Below are 19,058 nucleotides of genomic sequence, written 5' to 3'. Positions count from 1 at the left end.
TCCGTGGCACACAATTGATTTCAGCCCCGCCACCCGGCCAACTCGGCGGGGGAGCAAAAACCCGGATCTGGCGGATGTGCGCGGCATGGAGACGGCGCGACGCGCCTTGGAGGTGGCCGCTTCGGGCGGGCACAACATGCTAATGATAGGTCATATTACACAACTCATAATGGCAGGCATAAGGCCTTGTTTTTTCTTATATTCACCGCCTACAGCCCGATTGGGACAAGGCATCTTACTATGGGCTGCCTATGTGCGGGGGCGAACCGAGCACGGCGCAATATATTTCGACATGCAGGATGCGAAAAACCTACCAAAGCGGGATCATGACGCTGAGAGTCGCCACGAGTGAGGCGCGGAACGTCATGCACGCTTCTGCGAACCAGAGGCCTGTCGCCCGAATAGATGCGCCGCTTGACGCCGGTCACTTTTTTCCGATAAAAATGAGGAAGGAAACCGTGAGGAAAACAAGTGCCGCAAGTGATCGGGCAGACATTCGATGTGGACCGCCGCCTTGAGGTCCTCAACCTAGAGCGCAAAAATCTTGTTGCCGTCGTTCGCGCAGCGGTCGCTGCGGTTGGAAACTGCACTGAAAATGATCCTCCCACTGCCCGTGGCTACGAATGTTGGCGCGCGGCCGTCCGGGTCCTGCGGGAAATTCATCGTTCGCTCGGATGGGAAAAGGACGACGCATCGAACTTCTCGACCATCGTCAACAAACAGGGCCGCATCAAGATTGCAGTCGCGAATACAGACGACGCGACCGGAAACCCTAAGGTTCTCCCGATCAATCGCTCGCGAAAAGGGGCAAACTCGGATAGAGCGAGCCAAATCAATCAGCTTGCGCTCCCATTTCCTGAATTTCAGTCAGAAATCCAGTCGGGCGATTCGAAAGGCTCGGACTATGCGACGTGGTATCTTTGCATCTATGTCGATGGAGATAAAATTCGCGCTGAACTCTCTCTTCCTACTCGATTAGAAAGCGGTTACTTTACCGAGTGGGAGGAGCGCATCATGCTCATCTCTTCGGATGAAGATTGGAAGCGCGCTATCGAATGGACGCCGTCCAACGAATACTCTTCCCAACTAAATCGTACACCTATGGATGACGAAGGCCCCAAATTTGAGGTATCTATCACCCGAAGGTAGGCTACTATGTTATTCAACGGGAAAAGACTAAGTCTCATCCGGCGACGGAGGGGACTGAGCAAAAAGGGATTCGCAGAAGCACTTGATATACACCCGCGCACGGTTATGCGCTGGGAAGAGTCCGACCGTCTTCCAAATCCACAAGAGATTCAGAGAATCTCTCATATTCTGCGCTTTTCTGAAGATTTTTTCTTTGGAGATGACCTCGACGAGCCTACCGTCGAAGCCGCCAGCTTTAGAAGCCTCTCAACGATGCCAGCGCGGGACCGGGATGCTGCCCTTGCGGCCGGTTCGATAGGCTTTTTGCTCGACGATTGGGTCGAACAGCGCTTTTCACTTCCCGAACATGATTTGGAAGACCTGTCTCAGGAAACGCCTGAGGGCGCCGCGAGGGCTTTACGCGAAAAATGGTCTATCGGCGAACGTCCAATCAGCCATATGATTCATATGCTGGAAGCGAAAGGCGTACGTGTTTTTTCGCTTGTAGAAAACACTCAAGCTGTGGACGCCTTTTCGATGTGGCGTCGCAATAAGCCTTATATTTTCCTCAACTGCCAAAAGACGGCGGAACGCCAGCGCTTCGACGCTGCCCACGAACTCGGACACCTTGTATTGCACAAGCACGGCGGCCCACATGGTCGCGAAGCGGAAGATGAAGCAAACCAGTTCGCCTCTGCCTTTCTGATGCCAGCCAGCGACGTGCTCGCCATTATTCCGCACGTCCGAGACATCAACCAGATGATCGAAGCAAAAAAGCGCTGGAAGGTAGCGCTCGCTGCCCTAAACTATCGCCTGCATAGATTGGGGGCGTCAACCGAATGGCAGTACCGGACGTTCTGTATTCAAATACAAGAACGCGGTTATCGAAAATCTGAGCCGCATGGGATTCAGCGAGAGACATCCGCAGTATGGCAAAAAGTCTTCGATTCCTTGCGAGGAGAGAAGGTAACGAAAGCTCATATTGCGCTTGACCTGCGTGTACCTGTCTCGGAGGTCGAGAACTTGGTGTTCGGACTAGCGAATATGCTTAGTTTCGACGGGGAAGGTGCGACTACGGCCAGTCGCAAAGCCGATCTTCGTCTCGTCGTTGGCTAACTTAAAGCTGAACAGTTCAAGGCTTGTGCTGCCGCCTCTGCCAAACCGGTAGGCGAGGGCAGCAGCCACACTGGCGTGGCCTCCCCTCCCCTTGTTCCGGGTGCCATTGCCCTCACCGGGCCGCTGCCCGGCCATCTTGTGCTGCCTCTTCTCCACCGGGGGGAAGAAACAGCAGCCATACGGCGAACTAATGCGCCATATTTCTCATTGGTCGCGTAAACCCGTGATGGGATCGTTCACGTCAGGGCAGCGGATCATAAGCCCCGCGCCCGGAATCATATTTCCCCTTTGCGAAGCTTGTGACACTTTGGTCTAATTAGCGTCAGGGCAACGGCTTAAAACTCCGAAGCGCCCCGCAGGTTGACCGTTCCAATCCAAAAGTCCCATATTCGATATGGTGGAGTCTTGATTCTCTTGAAAATTAAGAACCTGAATCGGTGATCCGGGCGAAATACGCAGAGTTAGATTTTGTCCATCCCCACTCGCCTCTGCATCAGTCAGAGCAAGACGTTGACTGGTTGCCCCGGTTTGATTGCCCTGAGGGGCCAAGAACAGATATACCGCCGATTGAGTGATTTTTATCGTTGGATTTGAGCAGTCCATTGCATACTGCCCAGTTTCCGCAGCCCACGTTCCTATGAACTGATCCGGAATGTTATAATTACTTTCGGGTACAGGGGCAGGAGCGGCTGGCACGACTGGTGCGGAAGTATCGGCGACCGTCGTTGACTGGTTTTGTGACGAGTTCGACGACTGAGCGCCCGAAGAAGAATTCGAACCTTTGTGATGATAAAAACTGTATGCCACGAGCGCAACCCCAAACCACACAGCATATTTTTTGATAGACAAAGAAGACATTCCTTTAGCAGAAGTTATCTGTAGACTTATTGCAATTACTTTTGCCTCAAAACAAGCGGTGCGGCCTCTCTGGCCGCGACCTATTGTGACCAATAGTCCTAGCCAATAAGATGCATCCTCCGATCATTTTGGAGGACATAAACGTTGTCTCGATGGAGAGTATCCAACACAGAAGCAGCCAGCTACGGCCCATCCCGCCATCACGGCTACAGCTTTCGCGTCGAAACCGTCCCCAACGGAGCGCCGCTTCTAACCCTCTCGTTTGATACCGAGGACAAAGCGGTGGCAGCGCAAACGGCTATGCGGCAAATCATAGAAAACGCCTCAGATGTGGTTGGCTCCTGACCGCTGGGAAACCTGCCGCTGCCCTTTCATCGGGCGGCGGCGCTCCCGGCTTTCTATTATGCAGGCTCTGCCCCCCCAACAGATCAGCGCCGGAATTTATTGCTGTTTCGGACGCTCTGGAATCCGATGATGAAACCCGTCAAACCGGCCGCGAGGTTAATGCCAGAAGAGGACTTGCGCTTGCCAGTGCCAACAGTACAAGCCCATTGCACGATGGCGTTCAGCCCATTCCCAAGAAATCCAAGCACTTTGACAACTTTGCGCGGGTCCGGACGAAAAAGCCAAAACACGAGGGCAATGAGGGCTGCATAAATCGCAGTGCTGTAGAACCATGGATGCCAAGACGACACGGAAAACTCCATATCGCCGTGGTATAGATGGACGAGGCGCATTAGCCAAAGTAACGCTGAGTAAGGAAGCGTATACAGAAAGGCAAACATCTGGACCACTTCATATAGAGCAAAAACAAAAAGAAACCAAGAAACTATCCGCAGCATATTATTTGTTCTCCTGCGAAATAGTTAACACGGAATTTTATATCGTAAAGTCCGTGGGGCCGGGATTGCCGGAGGGGGGGCAGCAGCAGACAACCCGCAGAAAAAGGACCGGCGATGTAAGCCCCAACGCAGCATCGGCGGGGCGGGCTGTCTGCCGCTGACTGTATTTAGGCTGAGGGAGAGGCGTGCAAAAAATCGCTCGCTAAATACTGGCCTAACCCCAACGACATAGGCCCCCACATGACGCCGACCACAGCAAAATACCGCGCCGAACTGGCCGATTTGCTCGAAAAACAACCCGCCTCGATGGCCCTGTCCGTCAGTTGGAACGATCACAGAGTATCGATGGACCGGATATACCATGATTTGCGCCTCCTCCATCAGATGGTGGATCGCAAGATTTACCGTCAACGTTATTCGCGCAGCGCGGATCGATCCAGTTTTTGGGCTATCATCGAGCTTTTAGACCGACACCCCCATGCTCATCTGGGCTGGTATCTCCCCCCCCACGGCCCTGCCATTCTGGCCGACCTCCTCGACAACAAGGGGAGGTGGAAGCAGATTGCACCGGCTGGCAGCCACGACCTGCAACCATGGTACGATGGATGTTGGGCAGCGTACGCGGCAAAAGCCGTGATAAATTCGACGGAAAATCTAATATTCTCTGACGATTTTATAAACCATAAATAAACCTCGAATGGGCTGATCGGTCCCGACTTCTACCGATCCAAGATCATTTGCAAGGGGCTGTTGGCTACGCCCCCCCGACCATTTTGATCCGGACAATCGCATCTGATTCTTCCCCATGCTGCATGCGTAAATCATGCGGCAATTAATTCTAATGAAAAATCAAGAACACATAACAAGACATCAGAGACGTACTTGATAATATCAACAAGATATAACGTAGACAATAAAGAATACACAAAACATCTAGAAGATTACATAGACAACACAAAAACATACAATACTTAAGAAGATTATCTAGAGACCATTAAAAGACATAGGATACTTATGGTAAATAATCTAGAGACTGCCCTCAAGACGATATCAGACGTTGGACCTGTGATGGCGAGAACGCCAGACCTTTCGCAGTGACATATCCGAGCGCTGACAATTCTTCCGCAATCTCGCGTAGGCTGCGCACCTTCCCCGTTTTTGGCGACCGCCGTGCCAACCGTTTGGCCTGCCTCACCAGTTCTGGATTTGTCTCCGCATATCCCTTGCGGCCTTCGATCCGATGGCCATGGTTGGCATCTGATGCCCGATCTCTCGCGCCCCGCAGTTTTGAAACGAGATTTGCCTTCTCGAATTCGCTGACGCTCCCTAAAATTTGGCGCACCATGATGGCGGTCGGGGTATTGGAAACAAAAGCATCGGGATCATCAGCGGCGACCAGATCGACGCCCTCGCGGCGAAGCATGGCGTACCCAGTCTCTTGGACCAGCAAGTCGCGGGCGAAGCGCGATGCATTCTCCACGATGATCATCCTGACATCATGCTCTCGCAGATAGGCGAGCAGCGCGATGAATCCGGCGCGCGTATCGATATGATCGGCACCCGACACACCGGGGTCCGAAAATTCGGCCACGACCTCGACCCCGGCGCTCTCGGCATACGCCTTGATAGCGGTCCTTTGTCTGGTTTCACTGTCACCTGCCAAGTTACTTAAAGAACTTGTGCGCAGGTACCCTACAGCGGTCGAGGTTGAGGTCGTTTTCATACCAAATTCTCTGCGCGTTTTTTTGAAGATAATCAAGGATTACACGGAGATATGTGTACTTTTTTCTTGAGAATTAAGTACAAAACAGGCCGTCAGAACCACCCGAACGTGACAGGGAGAGGTTCGACGCACCCGGTTCCAGTGGCCTGCGTCTGCCTCTGCTGCTGCCCGAGCCCTTGGGGCTGCAAAACAACCCGGAGGCATTCGCAGCCCCGCCGCAGGGCAGCGAGTGCCACCCGGTCGGCCTGAGACCACCGGAGAGGGGGCGCGTGGGGCTCCTCGGCCGACACCACCGATCCCGGCCAGCGGGCGAAAAACTCGGCAACTTGGGGTCTAGTTAACCCTGCGTGCCGGATGGCAAGCAGGGCCACACGTCCGCTTGCCCCCGGCAGCACGATCCCGGCAGCGGACATATGCCGCCATACGCGCCTCTTTCGCCCGGCCCGGTCGCGAGCATCCCTCAGAGCCCTCCTGAAGCAGCGAACAACGTCTCGCAGATGGCCGCTGCCGGGCAGCGCCACGCACACGTACGAGACATCGGCCCCGCTGCCGACCCAGTCGTGTAACCCCGTCTGCCAGCGGCGCACCAAAGTTCGGCCACACCACGGGCATGCTGCCGATCTGCGTACCCAGTTGCGCCGATCTGGCGTACGGTTGCGGCGCTCAGCAGCGCACCGTTCCAATCGGTCCGCCACCTCGGCCACGCCGACCTGCCGCAGGTCAGCGACAGTTTTCTGACTGACAGCCCGGAGCCATTCGGATTGCGCCCGCGTAGTCACAACTGCCTCGCCTTTAGTGCCAAAGACCGCATTTTCTGGGCATGTTGCGCGTTAGCTGCCTGCCGCTGCTGATCAATCTGGGCTTGTTTAGCGGCGCGTTTCCTCGCTTTTTCTGGAGTTAACGGCGGCACTCCTCCGCTAGGTTGCTCCTCGCTCAGTGCCTCAGAATCCAATTTGTGTTGGACGATTTCGCTGTATCTCATCTCAATCACCACATCCGTCGCGCGATCAAGTCGCAGACAGCTTGGGAATCAGCGTACACAGCGTAGCCCGTACGCTCGCGGGTCTGCGGGTCCCTGACCACCAGCAACGCATACCGCCCGTCTGTCAGATCGTTTGCCACATGACGCAAGCGTTGCAGGCGCCTCGCAAATCGACGCCATCCGAGCTTCATTTCGTCGAGACTGATTAATGCGTGGAAATTAAACTCGGATGGCTCTCGGGCGAGGCGGACGCCATCGGCTTCCAAGTGCCGACGGACGGCCTGCATGTTGATTGGGCTGGGCATGTGTGGGTCTCACAAAAAAAATTGACCCAGTATTTAGCAATGAGGCGGGAACTCCTGAGCGCGTCTCTCTTCGCGCTCCCTTGCACCCCTACACCTCGCGGCCTTTGCGTTCTAAATCGGCTATCTTTTTCAGATGACGCTTTCGTTCGGCGGCCCGTTTGGCATACGTCGCTTCGACTAAATCCTGCGCCCCGGCCGCCCGTGCCGCATCGATGGCCCGCGCCGTCTCCCGGTTTTGCGCGGCATGGCGAGCGCGTTCGCTAATTATTTGACGCATGACGCGCGCATGGCGCTCGCGTCGCGAGCTACCGGCGGGTTTTCGTGGTTTGGGCATAACTGTGTCTCGGGTTGGACCTTAATCAGCTATTTACCTGCCCCCGCCCTTCAAGGCACCAACCCTAACCACGTGCCGCCATATCAGGCCACGCCAAGCCTTTTGTGGCAAAGCTAATTGCTATTTCGCTAATGAGTAGTTTGCCGTCCTCTTCTTTTGTGTTCCATAGCCATTTATTGGCCTTGGCCGAGAACGGAACGCGCCCGACTGACGCGATAACCCGTGGCTGTAAGGCACCTGCCGCCGCAAATAAACTCCACACCCGCTCAAATTCTGGCACCGGCAGAACTACTTCGGCGGATAGAAAAGTAGGGCTTTCGCCGTAGGCTGGAATGTGCCAGAGCGCCCCGCAGCCACCTACAATGGGTTCGCCATTCGCGAATACAGGTTGCCCTGACTTCAGAAGCATATGCACAACAACGTCGTGGATATCCTCGCCGTTCTCAAAACCCAATTGTTTCAGTGTAAGTTCGGACAATTGCAGATTTAGAAAAATGCTGGCTTCTGCGGGTTTGGGCGCGACCGCTGCGGCAACCGAACCGTACTTAGGACTATCAATTTTCAGCAAGTAATCTTCAACGTGGGCAGCAAAACCGATAAACATGCCAACAGGCTTTCATTCTGTTCTGAAATCATTTTCCGCACGTCGTGCAAAATGATCAATCGCCCAAGAAGAACTGATTATAATTGCGCGGCTTTGTCACTTTGATATCCACCTCTATGATTAGCCGCACGTCATGCTTGCTTCCATCTGGCTTCGACAAAAGCCTATGCGTCTCTATTTCGCATGACGAAATCATCGAATCGTCTTCCATCAAGCAGTAGACGTTATCCGATATGAGAGGATCATCCTTGGGGATTTGTTCCAAAGTTGGAATTGACAGGGCGTCAAAGAGTGTTTTCAGGCGGTTATCTAAGTCGCCCCCTTGGTAAACCTTGCCCGGTTCTTCTTTCCTTAGGAACGTGATCTTCAGCCCACAACGCAGCGCCAAACTTTCCCGGACAAGGGGGATGAACTTTTTCCCGCCCTTCTCAATCGGGGATAGAACGTCAACCCATCCGTTAGGTTGAGGCAATGACGGCAAATGTTTATCTGCGCTATGATGAACCTCCCAAACCGGAAAGCCCGGCGTCGTAGGAACGTGCCTCGCGTAATCAAGATCAGCAAGCGCTGGATTGATTCTCCACAACTCCTGAAGTTGTGGATCGAACTGTTGCCTAATCGCCCATTTTTGCTTCGGATTTCCCTGAGAGCGAAGTTCGCCATCATAAGTAAGGGTGAATCTCATGACGTTAAAGCCGTCCCCTTCCCCGTGTGAAAATATCGATTCGTTTCGCGCTCCCTAGAGCTACATTATGTGATTGGGTTAGTGAAGAGTGGCCGGGGTAACGCCGGGCTGGTAGGAGGGAGGGGCCAACCAAAGACCCAAGCGGCTTCCCATCCCAATTTTGGGCTCGCTGCCCCCATACTAGCCCCCCTTCGAGGGGCCGGGAGAGGCGGAGCGGGGCAGGCGCCTCCGACCAAGCGCTCATACAGACCATCCTTGGCAGGCAACGACTTAAAATGACATTAGCTTGAACATATCAACAACATCGTCTGCATTAAGCTGTTGCCACTCAGAGACCATTCCCGGCGTATCTCCAAGGGCAACCCCATTGCCAACGTCGTCAAGAAATACAGTGTTCCCGTTAGCGTGTAACTTAAATTCCTTTGCATCTCCATCCTTCGTTATGACAAAAGTCATAATCATTGCCTTGAGAGCAACAAAAGCATTACGATCCTCAGGAAAAAACACGACGAATTTAACCACACTATGCAACGCTTGGCGAAGCAATGCTCGCGCTTCGTAGGCACCATCTTCGCCCTCATTCGCACGCTTTCGAACTTCCACAATGCGATCAACGTGGAGCAATTGAGAGCTACCCCTCGCCACATCCAAACTAGCGTCTAGCTCTTTTATTTTTACTGTTGTCGCTTCTAATTCCACGTCAAGTTCGGAAATTTTCGTTGCCGCCGACTTTGAGGGTCCACCGTCAAATGATGCAAACAGATTGGCGATCCGGGCAGAGACTTTCTCTCTATGTATCGTTATAGATGCCAGTTCCTCAGCAAGTCTCTTTTCCTCATCATTTGTGCTCGCGAATAATGATGGGCGCAGCAAACGCCAGCGAATGATGGTATCGAGTATTGTGTTCTCTATCAGGTCATAGCGAAAGTGAACACGATTGACGCAACCGGTCCCACGTATAGCCGAATCACAGACAAGGTAGTTCGCACTACGTTTTCCTTTGGCCCTATATGTCATCTTGCCGTCGCATTTTGCGCATATACACAGGCCGCTAAGTATATTTCGGTGGAGTGGTCCGCGCCGCCCCCCCTTCAATTTCCTTTCTGCGCGGGCTGCGGCGGATCGCTGCCAAAGCTCTGGTTTGATAGCAGGCGGATAAATCTCACGCTCTTCGCCAACCGGAACTCGCTTCTTTCCATTGGCCGTCCTTTTCTCGTGCGGCTGATAAAAGCCCAGAACGGCACGATTTCGCAAAATTTTCTGAATATAGCTCGCGTGCCAAGTTGCTGTAGGCGGCTTGTTGTTAGCCACTCCCTGTCCTGCGCGATCAAACGTAGGAACTTTCTCTAGATTTAAACGTCGTGCAATCGCCTCTCTTCCAATACCATTCGCCGTTTCTGTAAAAATGCGTCGAACAATTTTTACGCGATCCGGGATAGCTATGTATTGATCGCCCTCTACTCTTAACCAAGCGGGGCACCTCCGAGTAATCGGAAATTCGCTCTTAGTCTTTTTTTCCTCCCACGCGGCGCTAACCCGGCGCGAAAGCCGCTTACTGTATTGCCGCGCCTGATCGATCTTATCGGCTAGACGCCGTGCCTCACCATTATCAAGCGACGCCCAGTTATAAATTGCACCGTCTTCGATGGTGTGGATTTCGATCCCAGCCCGTACGAGTTGAGAGATCATATCGTATGCGTCAATCGGGTGCTCCCGAGTCAGACGATCAATCGCCTCCAAAAGCAATATCTCACCCTTTTTTATCCTCCCATTGTCTACGGCGGCGAGAAACTTACCAAGCGCACCGCGCTTTTTATGGGCTGAGCTAAAGGCCGAAAGGCCCAAGTCTTTGAGGTCTAAACTATAATCCAGCGTTATGCCGTTCAACAGAGCGTATCTCTCGGCAGATGTGTCCTGACGCCGTTCCCCGTCGCCAGATAATTGGGAATCTGCACTTAGCCTGACATACGAGTATCCGATTTTATCCGCCAAAGTCCCAATCTTTCAATAGGTTGGAGGCATTGTACCAAATTGTGTAATAGGTAACAACATCCTGATGATCGGCCCGCCCGGCGGCGGCAAATCGATGCTGGCGGAGCGCCTGCCTGGCCTGCTGCCGGATCTCAGCCCGCGCGCCGCGCTGGAGGTGAGCATGGTGCATTCGGTGGCGGGCCTGCTCGAAGGCGGCCGGCTGGTCACGCGTCCGCCCTTCCGCGCGCCCCACCATTCGGCGAGCATGGCGGCGATCAGCGGCGGCGGCAACCGTGCCAGGCCCGGCGAAGTGTCGCTCGCGCATCGCGGCGTGCTGTTCATGGACGAAATGCCGGAATTCCCCCGCGCCACGCTGGAGGCTCTGCGCCAGCCGCTGGAAGCCGGGCAGACCACCGTCGCCCGCGCCGCCGCCCACGTCACCTACCCGGCGCGCTTCCAGCTGATCGGCGCGCTGAACCCCTGCCGCTGCGGCTATCTGGGCGACGGGGCTCGCGAATGCGGCCGCGCCCCACGCTGCGGCGAAGACTATCAGAGCCGGCTGAGCGGGCCGCTGCTGGACCGCATCGACCTCATCGTCGAAATCACGCCGCTGAGCCCCAAGGAGCTGAGCTGGGCGCCGCCCGGCGAGGACAGCGCCACCGCTATGGCGCGGAGGGGCCGGCGACCAATGCCGAGGCGCCGGGCGATTTTCTGCGCCTCACGCCGGAGGCGAAAGACTTCCTGGAAATGGCGGCGACGAAACTGCGCCTCTCGGCACGCGGCTTTACCCGTGCCATGCGGGTCGGCCGCACCATCGCCGACCTCGCCGGCCGGGAGGAGGTGCACAAGAACCACATCGCCGAGGCGCTGGCTTATCGACAGCGAAGTAAAGCAGCCGCTTTTTAAAAAAAGCGGCGCAAAAATTTTTGGTTATGCTGGGCCGTGGGCGTTGTCAGCGCCAACGCCCACGGCCCAAATTAACAAAGTTTTTTTGCTACTTTTTGTTCACAAAAAGTAGCCTTTCCTTCTCTTAACTAAGCACCTTCCTGATCGCCGCGCAGAGCGTCTCCAACTCCTCCGCGCCGATGGTCAGTGCCGGCGTCAGGTACAGGATATTGCGGAACGGGCGGATCCATACGCCCTGCGCCACCAGCGCCATGCGAAGCGCCGCCGGGTCGGGGAGGGCGTGCAGTTCGACCACGCCGATCGCCCCCAGCACCCGCACATCTTTCACCCCGGGCAGGTCGCGGTAGGGTTCCAGTCCGGCGGCGAGCTGGGCGGAGATCGCGGCCGCCTGGTCGAGCCGGGGCTCGGTCTCGAACAGGTCGAGCGAGGCGTTGGCGGCGGCGCAGCCGAGCGCGTTGGCCATGAAGGTGGGCCCGTGCATCAGCGCCGTCGCCGGGCTGTCGGAGAGGAAGGCGGCGAACAGATCGTCGCTGGCGATGGTGGCGGCGAGCGGCAGCGTGCCGCCGGTCAGCGCCTTGGAGAGGGTGATGATGTCCGGCACCACGCCCGCCTGTTGAAAGGCGAACATCGTGCCGGTGCGGCCGAAGCCGGTGAAAATCTCGTCGAAAATCAGCGTCAGCCCGTAATGGTCCGCCGCCGCCCGCAAGCGCCGCAGCACCTCGGGCGGATGCAGCACCATGCCGCCCGCGCCCTGCACCAGCGGCTCGACGATGATGGCGGCCAGCGTGCTAGCGTGTTGCTCCAGGAACGACTCGAAGGCGGTGATGCTGGCCTCATCGCGCGGCAACGGCACCACCGGCTGCTCCGGCAGCAGGCCGGCGAACAGGCTGTGCATCCCCTCCTCGGGGTCGCAGATCGCCATCGTGCCCAGCGTGTCGCCGTGATAGCCGCCCGTGAAGGCGAGAATTTTGGTCCGCCCGCGCTCGCCCTGGTTCAGCCGCGCCTGCACCGCGATCTTGATGGCCACTTCCACCGCGACCGAGCCGGAATCGGTGAAGAACACCCGGTTCAGCGGGTCGGGCAGCAGTTTCGCAAGGCGCGTGGCAAGCCGGTAGGCCGGCTCGTGGCCGAGCCCGCCGAACATCACATGCGGCAGGCGCTCCAATTGGGCCGCGACCGCTTGCCGGATATGCGGATGGTTATAACCGTGGCAGGCGGTCCACCAGGAGGCGATGCCATCGATGAGCACCCGTCCGTCCTCAAGAAAGATCCGGCTCCCCTCGGTGCGGACCACCGGCAGCGGCAGCGGCGCCGTCTGCATCTGCGCGTAAGGCAGCCAGACATGCCGCCAGCCTTCGTCCCGCCAGCTCAAGACGCGGCGCGCATCCCGAGCTTGGCGAACAGCGCGTCGTCATGGCTGACCGTGGCGTTCTTGGTGGTCAGCAGCTTGTCGCCGTGGAAAATCGAGTTCGCCCCGGCGAGGAAACAGAGCGCCTGCGCCTCGTCGCTCATCGCCTCGCGCCCGGCCGAGAGCCGCACATAGCTCTTCGGCATGGTAATGCGCGCCGCCGCCACCACGCGGACAAAATCGATCGCATCGAGCGGCGCGGATTTGGCAAGTGGCGTGCCCTCCACAGCCACCAGCGCGTTGATCGGCACGGACTCGGGAGGCGTCGGCAAGCTGGCCAGGGCGGCGATCAGCCCGGCACGGTCGCCCTCATCCTCGCCCATGCCGACAATGCCGCCGCAGCACACATTGATGCCGGCGTCCCGCACATGAGACAGCGTGTCCAGCCGGTCCTGATAAACTCGCGTGGTGATCACCTTGCCGTAATATTCAGGCGAGGTGTCGAGGTTGTGGTTATAGTAGTCGAGCCCGGCCACTTTCAGCTTTGCGGTCTGCGGCCCGGTGAGCATGCCGAGCGTCACGCAGGTCTCCAGGCCCAGCCCCTTCACCCCGGCGATCATGTCGCACACCGTGTCGAGATCGTGGTCCTTGGGCGAGCGCCAAGCCGCCCCCATGCAGAAACGCTGCGCGCCCTTCTCCTTGGCGGCGCGCGCCTCGGCCAGCACCGCCTCGACTTGCATCAGCTTGCCGGCCTTGGTGCCGGTCTCATAGCCGGCCGCCTGCGGGCAATAGCCGCAATCCTCCGGGCAGCCACCGGTCTTGATCGAGAGCAGGGTGGAAATCTGCACCTGGGTAGGGTCGAAATTTTCGCGATGCACGGTCTGCGCGCGGTAGAGCAGCTCCGGAAACGGCAGCGCCAGCAGTGCTGCGACAGCTTCGCGGCTCCAGCGTGGCTCGACGGCAATATGGCTATCCGGCACCGGCAATCTCCTCTACTCGAATACCCGTCAGGTTTAACCATATGCTCCATGGCTGGAAAGGGCTCTGACCATGCTCAGCTACTTCGTCACCGCCACCGGGACCGATATCGGCAAGACCTATGTCACCGGCAACATCATCCGCGCGGCGCGGCAGATCGGGCTGGATTTTTCCGCGATCAAGCCGGTGCTCTCGGGCTATGACGAGGCCACGGCGGCGGCCTGCGATTCCGCGAAACTGCTTGCCGCCATGGGCAAGAAGGTGAGCTTACGCAACATCGCCGCCCTCACCCCCTGGCGCTTCGCCGCACCGCTCTCCCCGGACATGGCCGCCGCCCGCGAGGCACGCACCATCGACTTCGCCGCCCTCACTGCGTTCTGCGAGGCGGCGATTCAGGCGGCGCCGGACGTGCTGCTGATCGAGGGGGTCGGCGGCGTCGCCGTGCCGCTCAACGACACGCATCTGGTCGTCGACCTCATCGCCGCCCTGCACCTCCCCGCCGTGCTGGTAACCGGCTCCTATCTCGGCACGATCAGCCACACCATCACCGCCGTCGAGGCGCTGGTGGTGCGCGGCATCCCCATCGCCGCGATCGTGCTGAACGAGAGCGTGAACGCCCCGGTTAGCCTGGAAGAGACCGCCGACACGCTGGCCCGCCGCCTGCCGCATCCGATCTACCAGGTACCGCGCAATTCCGGCGCGCCGCCGTTCCGCGCGCTGGTGGAGAGTCTGGGCGAGGTTGAGGCTAAGTAGAAGAAAGAAGCCGCTTTTTGAAAAAAGCGGCGCAAAAACTTCTTTTATGCTGGGCCATGGGCGTTGTCGCCGACAAAGCCCATGGCCCAGCATAGCAAAGTTTTTTTGCTACTTTTTGTTCACAAAAAGTAGCCTTGCCTTGCCTTACCTTACCGCCGCAGCGCCATGCGGATCGGCCCCTGCGCGCGGCCGTGGGTGAACTGGTCGACCACCGGGTCGGTGGTCGCGAGCAGGTCCTCCGCCGGGCCGCTCCAGCAGACGCGGCCCTGATAGAGCATGGCCGCGCGGTCGGCGATGCGCTGTGCGCTCGCCATGTCGTGGGTGATGGCGAGGGAGGTGCTGCCCAGGCGTTTCACGCAATCGACGATCAGCTCGTCGATCACCGCGCCCATGATCGGGTCGAGCCCGGTGGTCGGCTCGTCAAAGAACATGATCGCCGGTTCCGAAGCGATGGCCCGCGCCAGCGCCACGCGCTTCTGCATGCCGCCGGAGAGCTCCGAGGGTGAAAGCCCGGCCACGGTCGCGTCCAGCCCCACCTGGGCCAGCACCTCGACCGCCTTGTCCCGTGCCGCCGCCCGGCGGATTTTCTGCTCCGCCAACAGGCCGAAGGCGACATTCTCCCAAACGGATAGACTGTCGAACAGCGCGCCGTTCTGGAACAGCATGCCGATCTGCGCCCGCAGCTGGCGGGCGCGGTGGCGCGGGGCTTTCAGCACGTCCTCGCCGTCGATCTCGATCACGCCGGCATCCGGCGTGACCAGGCCGAGGATGGATTTGATCAGCACCGACTTGCCGGTGCCGGAGCCGCCTATCACCACCATGCCGGTGCCGGGCATGACGTCGAGATCGACGCCGTCCAGCACCTGCTTCTCGCCGAACGCCTTCTTGAGGCCGCGGATGCGCAGTTTCGGCTGGGTCATTTGATGAACAGCACCTGGGTCAGGATGTAGTCCAGCGCCAGGATCAGGATCGAGGCGCTGACCACCGCCGAGGTGGTGGCCGCCCCCACGCCCTGCGCGCCGCCGCGGGAGCGGTAGCCGTGGAAGCAACCCATCAGCGCGATGATGAAGCCGAACACCGCCGCCTTGATCAGGCCGGAGACCACGTCGTCACTACGCAGATTGGTGAGCGTGCTGATGAGGTAGGTATCGGGGGTAAAGCCGAGTTTCTGCGTGGCGACGAGAAAGCCGCCGAGCACGCCCAGAATGTCCGCCAGCACCACCAGCAGCGGCAGCGCGATGATCCCGGCCAGCAGCCGGGGCGCCACCAGATATTTCATCGGCTCGGTGGAAAGGGTGGAGAGCGCGTCGATCTGGTCGGTCACGCGCATGGTGCCGAGCTCCGCCGCCATCGCTCCCCCGGCCCTGCCGGCCACCATCAGCCCGGCCAGCACCGGCCCGAGCTCGCGCGTGACCGAGAGCACCACCACGCTGGCGATCGCGCTTTCCGCACCGAAGCGGGAGAAGCCGGTATAGGATTGCAGCGCCAGCACCATGCCGGTGAACAAAGCGGTGAGCGCCACCACGGGGATCGAATAGAAGCCGATCTCCATGAAGGCCCGGCCGACCAGGCGCGGATAGAAAGGCGGCCGGACGACATGCGACAGGCCGGACAGGGCGAACAGCGTCAACTCGCCGAGCCACGCGAGCATGCCCAGCACCGTGGCCCCGATGCCGGCAACCGGACTCAGCAGAAATTTCATGCGCCGCTATATCGCCGCTGATAACGGCGCCCCAAAGACGTGAGTATCTCGTAACCGTTGGTCCCGGCTTCCCGGGCCAGCTGGTCCGGCCCATGCCGTTCGTCGATCAAGGTCAGGCGGTCGCCCGGCTGCAGGCCGCGCAGATCGGTGATGTCGAACGTGGTCAGGTCCATCGACACCCGGCCTACCAGCGGCACGGGGGTAGCGTCAAAATACGCGGTGGCACGGTTGCCCAGCGAACGATGAAAGCCGTCGGCGTAACCGACGCCCAGCGTCGCGATGCGGCTCGGCCGGCGCGCCGTCCAGTCGCCGCCATAGCCGACCGTCTCGCCCGGCGCGACCTCATGGATCTGCAAAATCGGCGCGCTCAGCCGCACCACCCCCCGCATCGGATTCTTGCACCCCCCTCCGGAGCTGGGATCGATGCCATACAAAGCAGCACCAGGGCGGGCGAGGTCGGACCCGAATTCCGGGGCCAGAAACATGCCGGAGGAGTTGGCGAAACTGGTTTTGGCGCCGGGGAACTGCCGCGCGGCGGCGGCGAAGGCGGCGGCCTGACGGGCGTTCATCGGATCCTCGGGCGCGTCGGCGCAGGCCAGATGCGTCATCACATAGTCAACCCGCATCCCCTCCAGCAACGTGGCATCCTCGCCCAGCCGCGCCAGGTCGGGACCGGAAAACCCGAGCCGCGCCATGCCGGTGTCGACATGCAGGATCACCGGCAGCACCTCTCCCCGCCGCCGCGCCTCGGCGCGCCATACCGCCAGCTCATGCAGCGCGCCGCACACGGGGACGATGTTGCGCGCGGAAAATTCCGCTGCCTCGCCGGACAGAATCCCGTTCAGCACCGCCAGCATCGCACCGGGCAGCAGCACGCGGATCGTCAGCGCCTCGGAAAGATGGGCCGTGAAAAAATGCCGGCAGCCGATGGCGAGCAGTTTGGGCGCCACATGCGTGGCCCCCAGCCCATAGGCGTCAGCCTTCACCACACCCGCGGTCTGCCCCGCATGCATGGCATCAAGCGCCCGCCAGTTGGCGGCTATGGCGTCGAGATCGATCTCCAGCAGCGCGGTCATCGTCTTTCCCTCGCATGCATGCTTATGGGAAGAAAGAGGCCGCTTTTTGAAAAAAGCGGCGCAAAAACTTTTATTTATGCTGGGTCATGGGCGTTGTCGCTGACACCGCCCATGACCCAGCATAGCAAAGTTTTTTTGCTACTTTTTGTTCACAAAAAGTAGTCTTCCTTATCCTCTTAGAACGGCACGTCGCGGTCGTGCACCTGATCTAGATCGGCGAAGCGGGTGAACTCGCCCTCGAAGAACAGGTCGATCTTGCCGGTGGGACCATGACGCTGCTTGGCGACGATCAACTCGGCCTTCTGATACACGGCGGCCATGTCGGATTTCCACTTCTCCATCGCTTCCTGGTATTTGTCGTCACGCTCGAAGGCGGTGATCTTCGGCTCGCGCTGCGCCAGGTAATATTCGTCGCGGTAAATGAACATCACCATGTCCGCGTCCTGCTCGATCGAGCCGGATTCGCGCAGGTCGGAGAGTTGCGGGCGCTTGTCGTCGCGGCTTTCCACCGAGCGGGAAAGCTGGGAAAGCGCGATCACCGGCACCGCCAGCTCCTTGGCGATGGCCTTCAGCCCCTGGGTGATCTGGCTGATCTCCAGCACGCGGCTCTCGGGCTTAGTTCCGGCGGCGGGGCGCATGAGTTGCAGGTAGTCGACAATGACCAGCCCGAGTCCCTGGGTGCGCTGCAGCCGGCGGCAGCGCGTGCGCAGGGCCGAGAGGGTGATCGCCGGGGTATCGTCGATGATGATCGGCACATCGGAAATTTCCCGGCTGACCTTCACGAAATTATCAAAATCCCGGGAGGAGATCTCGCCGCGCCGGATCTTGTCCGCCGAAACCCGCGCCTCCTCGGCGAGCAGACGGGTGGCGAGCTGGTCGGCGCTCATTTCCAGCGAGAAGATGGCGACGCATGCCTTGGCCATGGCGTTGGGGTTCTCCACCCGCGCATTGGCCAGCATCGCCTTGCCGGCGCCGTAGGCGACCTTGGTCACCAGCGCCGTCTTGCCCATGCCGGGACGGCCGGCGAGGATCACCAGATCGGAAGGATGCAGGCCGCCGGTGCGCTTGTTCAGGTCGCGCAGGCCGGTATCGAGCCCCGAGACGGACCCCTGATTCTTGAACGCTTTGGAGGCGATGTTGATCGCCTCGGTCAGCGCCTCCTTGAAGGTGAGGCCCTTGCCCTCGCCGCCGCCATGGGTGGCGAGGTTGAACAGAGTCTGCTCGGCGGCCTCGATCTGCGCCGAACCGTCCAGCTCCGGGTCGGCGCCGAAGGCGCGGTTCACCACCGTCTCGCCGACATCGATCAGCTGCCGGCGCAGCCAGGCGTCGCGGATCACCCGTCCGTAATCGCCGGCATTGATGATGCCGACCATGGCCGAGAGCAGCTGCGCCAGATAGGCGGTGCCGCCAACCTCATCGAGCACGCCGGTATGTTCGAATTCGGCGCGCAGTGTGACGGGGTCGGCGATCTGCCCGGCCTCGCAGCGGCGCACGATGGCCTGGTAGATGCGGGCATTCACCGGATCGACGAAGTGTTCCGGGGTGAGGAATTCCGAAACCCGCTCATAGGCTTTGTTATTGGCCAGCAGCGCGCCGAGCAGCGCCTGCTCAGCCTGAGTGTTGCTGGGCGGCAGCCGTTGGGAAAGACCGAGAAGTGGGGTATCAATCGAGTTCATCAGATGTCTCTTAGACCATCCCGGGCGTGGCTGTCTGCTGGACGACTCAGTGGACAACCCCGGCCTGGCCT

General features: G+C 59.0%; 17 protein-coding genes and 2 pseudogenes. 6 read left to right on the top strand and 13 right to left on the bottom strand.

The features are described from left to right. The 3 genes and pseudogenes from VGG47_RS15590 to VGG47_RS04735 form a co-directional block, all read left to right on the top strand. Nucleotides 1-151: pseudogene (locus VGG47_RS15590) on the top strand (ATP-binding protein); the annotation flags it as partial. 320 nt (nt 152-471) lie between these two features. Continuing rightward, a complete protein-coding gene (locus VGG47_RS04740; protein ID WP_331535953.1) occupies nt 472-1,149 on the top strand; it encodes a hypothetical protein in 678 nt (225 codons plus the stop codon). 6 nt (nt 1,150-1,155) lie between these two features. After that, a complete protein-coding gene (locus VGG47_RS04735) occupies nt 1,156-2,244 on the top strand; it encodes a helix-turn-helix domain-containing protein (protein WP_331535951.1) in 1,089 nt (362 codons plus the stop codon). A 312-nt stretch (nt 2,245-2,556) separates the two neighbouring features. Here VGG47_RS04735 and VGG47_RS04730 read toward each other — a convergent pair whose 3' ends face one another. Both VGG47_RS04730 and VGG47_RS04725 read right to left on the bottom strand, forming a co-directional pair. After that, nucleotides 2,557-3,093 carry a hypothetical protein gene (locus tag VGG47_RS04730; protein ID WP_331535949.1) on the bottom strand — a complete coding sequence of 179 codons (537 nt, stop codon included), beginning with the start codon at nt 3,091-3,093 and terminating at the stop codon, nt 2,557-2,559. Nucleotides 3,094-3,530: 437 nt separating this feature from the next. Continuing rightward, nucleotides 3,531-3,944: a hypothetical protein gene (locus tag VGG47_RS04725; protein WP_331535947.1), complete on the bottom strand. Its 414-nt coding sequence runs from the start codon at nt 3,942-3,944 to the stop codon at nt 3,531-3,533. A gap of 240 nt (nt 3,945-4,184) precedes the next feature. Here VGG47_RS04725 and VGG47_RS04720 point away from each other — a divergent pair, with 240 nt between their 5' ends. Then, entirely contained in the window at nt 4,185-4,634 is a 450-nt protein-coding gene (locus VGG47_RS04720; RefSeq protein ID WP_331535945.1) for a hypothetical protein, read from the top strand. A 349-nt stretch (nt 4,635-4,983) separates the two neighbouring features. On the opposite strand, the gene VGG47_RS04715 is transcribed toward VGG47_RS04720, so the two are convergent. The 5 genes from VGG47_RS04715 to VGG47_RS04695 all read right to left on the bottom strand — a co-directional run bounded on the left by VGG47_RS04715 (nt 4,984) and on the right by VGG47_RS04695 (nt 10,569). Further along, nucleotides 4,984-5,667 carry a recombinase family protein gene (locus VGG47_RS04715; RefSeq protein WP_331535943.1) on the bottom strand — a complete coding sequence of 228 codons (684 nt, stop codon included), beginning with the start codon at nt 5,665-5,667 and terminating at the stop codon, nt 4,984-4,986. A 1,375-nt stretch (nt 5,668-7,042) separates the two neighbouring features. Beyond that, nucleotides 7,043-7,231: a hypothetical protein gene (locus VGG47_RS04710; RefSeq protein WP_331535941.1), complete on the bottom strand. Its 189-nt coding sequence runs from the start codon at nt 7,229-7,231 to the stop codon at nt 7,043-7,045. 121 nt (nt 7,232-7,352) lie between these two features. After that, the gene (locus VGG47_RS04705) at nt 7,353-7,892 is read right to left on the bottom strand and encodes a hypothetical protein (protein WP_331535939.1); all 540 of its coding nucleotides are present in this window, start codon (nt 7,890-7,892) and stop codon (nt 7,353-7,355) included. Between the two features lie 55 nt (nt 7,893-7,947). Further along, nucleotides 7,948-8,577: a hypothetical protein gene (locus VGG47_RS04700; RefSeq protein ID WP_331535937.1), complete on the bottom strand. Its 630-nt coding sequence runs from the start codon at nt 8,575-8,577 to the stop codon at nt 7,948-7,950. A gap of 270 nt (nt 8,578-8,847) precedes the next feature. Continuing rightward, nucleotides 8,848-10,569 carry a recombinase family protein gene (locus VGG47_RS04695; RefSeq protein ID WP_331535935.1) on the bottom strand — a complete coding sequence of 574 codons (1,722 nt, stop codon included), beginning with the start codon at nt 10,567-10,569 and terminating at the stop codon, nt 8,848-8,850. A 52-nt stretch (nt 10,570-10,621) separates the two neighbouring features. Here VGG47_RS04695 and VGG47_RS04690 point away from each other — a divergent pair. Next, nucleotides 10,622-11,454: pseudogene (locus VGG47_RS04690) on the top strand (YifB family Mg chelatase-like AAA ATPase); the annotation flags it as partial. A 124-nt stretch (nt 11,455-11,578) separates the two neighbouring features. On the opposite strand, the gene VGG47_RS04685 reads toward VGG47_RS04690, so the two are convergent. Together VGG47_RS04685 and bioB are read right to left on the bottom strand one after the other, a co-directional pair. Further along, a complete protein-coding gene (locus VGG47_RS04685) occupies nt 11,579-12,826 on the bottom strand; it encodes an adenosylmethionine--8-amino-7-oxononanoate transaminase (RefSeq protein ID WP_331535933.1) in 1,248 nt (415 codons plus the stop codon). Then, a complete protein-coding gene (gene bioB / locus VGG47_RS04680) occupies nt 12,823-13,788 on the bottom strand; it encodes a biotin synthase BioB (RefSeq protein ID WP_408841501.1) in 966 nt (321 codons plus the stop codon). The genes VGG47_RS04685 and bioB overlap by 4 nt, the downstream gene beginning before the upstream one ends. Before the next feature lie 64 nt (nt 13,789-13,852). Between bioB and bioD the strand changes: the two genes are divergently transcribed. Beyond that, nucleotides 13,853-14,533, top strand: coding sequence for a dethiobiotin synthase (bioD, locus tag VGG47_RS04675; protein WP_331535929.1), 681 nt, complete (start codon nt 13,853-13,855; stop codon nt 14,531-14,533). 149 nt (nt 14,534-14,682) lie between these two features. Here the strand turns inward: bioD and VGG47_RS04670 are convergent, their stop codons facing one another. The 4 genes from VGG47_RS04670 to VGG47_RS04655 form a co-directional block, all read right to left on the bottom strand. Continuing rightward, nucleotides 14,683-15,453 carry an ABC transporter ATP-binding protein gene (locus VGG47_RS04670; protein WP_331535927.1) on the bottom strand — a complete coding sequence of 257 codons (771 nt, stop codon included), beginning with the start codon at nt 15,451-15,453 and terminating at the stop codon, nt 14,683-14,685. Further along, complete coding sequence (locus VGG47_RS04665; protein ID WP_331535925.1) at nt 15,450-16,235, bottom strand: MlaE family ABC transporter permease; 786 nt, start codon at nt 16,233-16,235, stop codon at nt 15,450-15,452. Before VGG47_RS04665 ends, VGG47_RS04670 begins: the two co-directional genes overlap by 4 nt. Continuing rightward, on the bottom strand, nt 16,232-17,311 hold the full coding sequence (gene alr, locus VGG47_RS04660) for an alanine racemase (protein WP_331535924.1): 1,080 nt from the start codon (nt 17,309-17,311) through the stop codon (nt 16,232-16,234). Before alr ends, VGG47_RS04665 begins: the two co-directional genes overlap by 4 nt. 176 nt (nt 17,312-17,487) lie before the next feature. After that, a complete protein-coding gene (locus VGG47_RS04655; RefSeq protein ID WP_331535922.1) occupies nt 17,488-18,987 on the bottom strand; it encodes a replicative DNA helicase in 1,500 nt (499 codons plus the stop codon). Nucleotides 18,988-19,058 lie beyond the last annotated feature (71 nt).

Origin of the sequence: Acidocella sp., from assembly GCF_036489515.1 — a bacterium.
Taxonomy (GTDB): Bacteria; Pseudomonadota; Alphaproteobacteria; order Acetobacterales; family Acetobacteraceae; genus Acidocella.
This window is presented reverse-complemented; position numbering and strand designations above follow the sequence as displayed.